General features: G+C 69.7%; 2 protein-coding genes. Both read left to right on the top strand.

The genetic code is table 11. The annotated features are described in order from the left end of the window. Window positions 1-1364, top strand: a 1364-nt coding sequence (locus tag V6M56_RS00130; protein WP_332680527.1) for a cytochrome P450, incomplete at its 5' end; no start/stop codon positions are given. 475 nt (window positions 1365-1839) lie between these two features. After that, on the top strand, window positions 1840-2028 hold a 189-nt coding region (locus tag V6M56_RS00125), incomplete at its 3' end, for a YMGG-like glycine zipper-containing protein (protein ID WP_332680525.1).

Genomic DNA, 2028 nt, shown 5'->3' with positions numbered 1-2028 from the left:
TGCCGAGCGAGCGCGAATTCGGCCGGCTTGAGTTGCTGCTTCGCCTGCGCCGCAATCCGCTGACGATCTGGCGGCGGCGCCATTTCCGCGAGCCCATCGTCGCCGGCGACGGCATCTTCGGCTATGGCGTCGTGCTGTCCGACCCGATCGCCATCCGCCATGTCCTGGTCGAGAACGCCGGGAACTACCGCAAGGACGACCTGCAGCGGGCCATCCTCGCGCCCGGCCTCGGCGAAGGTCTGCTGACCGCCGAGGGCGACGCCTGGAAACGGGCGCGCCGGACGCTGGCACCGCTGTTCACGCCACGCGCGGTCGCCGCCCTCGCCAGGCGGATGCGAGTCCCGGCCGAGGCGGCAGCCCGGCGCATGGCGCGGCGCCGCAGCGGCCGGATCGTCGACATCGCGCGGGACATGACGCGCGTGACCTTCGACATCCTCGCCGAAACCATGTTCTCGAACGCCATTGCCGGCGGCGCCGACGCCTTCGGCAAGGCGCTGACGCGCTATTTCGAGACGCAAGGCAGGATCGACCCGCTCGACGTCTTCGGCGCGCCGGCTTGGGTGCCGCGCCTCGGGCGCTGGCTGGCGCGCCCGGCGATCTCCTTCTTCGAAGCGCAGGTCGAGGCGATCATCGCGGAGCGGCAGGCGCTGCGCGCAGAAGCGCCCGTCGCCGGCAATGCGCCCGACCTGCTCGACGCGCTGCTCGCCGCCCGCGACCCGGAAACCGGCACCGGCCTGAGCAAGGCCGAGATCGGCGCCAACATCGTCACCTTCATCGGCGCCGGCCACGAGACCACCGCGAACGCACTGACCTGGTCGCTCTATCTGCTGTCGCAGGCGCCCGAGACGCGGGAGGCACTGGAGGCCGAGATCGACGCCGCCGGCGACGACCTGGCGGCGGCCGCCCTTGCCGGCTCAGGCCTCGCGCTGACGCGCGCCGTGATCGAGGAGGCGATGCGGCTCTACCCGCCGGTGCCCTCGCTGTCGCGCACGGCTCTGGCCGACGATGCCGCCGGCGGGCGCTGCTTCATCCCGCGAGGCGCGCTGGTGGTGATCTCGCCCTATCTGCTGCACCGGCACGAGACCTTGTGGCGCGAACCCGACCGCTTCCGGCCGGAGCGCTTCCTGCCCGGCGCGCGCGAAGCGATCGACCGCTATGCCTACCTGCCCTTCGGAGCCGGGCCGCGCGTCTGCATCGGCCAGCAATTTTCCATGGTCGAGGCCGCGATCGTGCTGGCGACCCTGCTGCGGACGCTGCGCTTCGACTATGCCGGCGAGGAGCCGCCCATGCCGGTGCAGCGTGTGACCCTGCGCCCGCGCGACGGCATGCCGATGCGCGTGACGCCGCGCGCAGCAGTGGCATGATCGAGCCGCGGCAAGCCAGCGGGAAACCTAGAGCCGAATCCGCCTCTAAAGCAGTGATAGAGAACGCATGATCCAATCGGATTGCGCAGCAATCCGATTGGCGCGTGATCTGGCATAGGATCGCTTGAGTCGAGTGCGGCGAGTTAACCACGGTACCCAAGAAAAAACACCTCGCCGACAAGATGTCGCCGTGTTCCGCCCTGTCGTGAAGTGTCCGAAACCCCGCGGCAACGCCTTGCGGCGACGGGCTTCTGCTTCGTTCCGGCCGCATCTTCCCGAAGGGCGCGGCCGCTATTGGCACAAGTGTCTGCCATAATTGCGCCACTTGCCCGGAAATGGGCGATATGGGACAGATGGCGCGTGTGGTGCTGCATGTTTTGGGCGGTTCGGCGAAAAGCGCCCAGCCGGTCGCAAAGACAATGACAGCTGCAAGCGCCATGATTCAAAGAAGCAACCTTGCAGTGGGGTGACGTAAATGCATGCCAAGACCTTGAAAGTCGGAACCATCCTCGTCGCCGGCGCCCTCGCGCTGGGCGGCTGCACCGGCTCGCAGGAGCGTGTCGCGACGGGCGGCGCGCTCGGCGCCGGCGCGGGCGCCCTGATCGGCGGCGCGGTCGGCGGCTGGCGCGGCGCGGCGATCGGCGCCGTGGTCGGCGGCCTCACC

This window comes from Allobosea sp. (assembly GCF_036675845.1).
Classification (GTDB): Bacteria; Pseudomonadota; Alphaproteobacteria; order Rhizobiales; family Beijerinckiaceae; genus Allobosea.
This window is presented reverse-complemented; position numbering and strand designations above follow the sequence as displayed.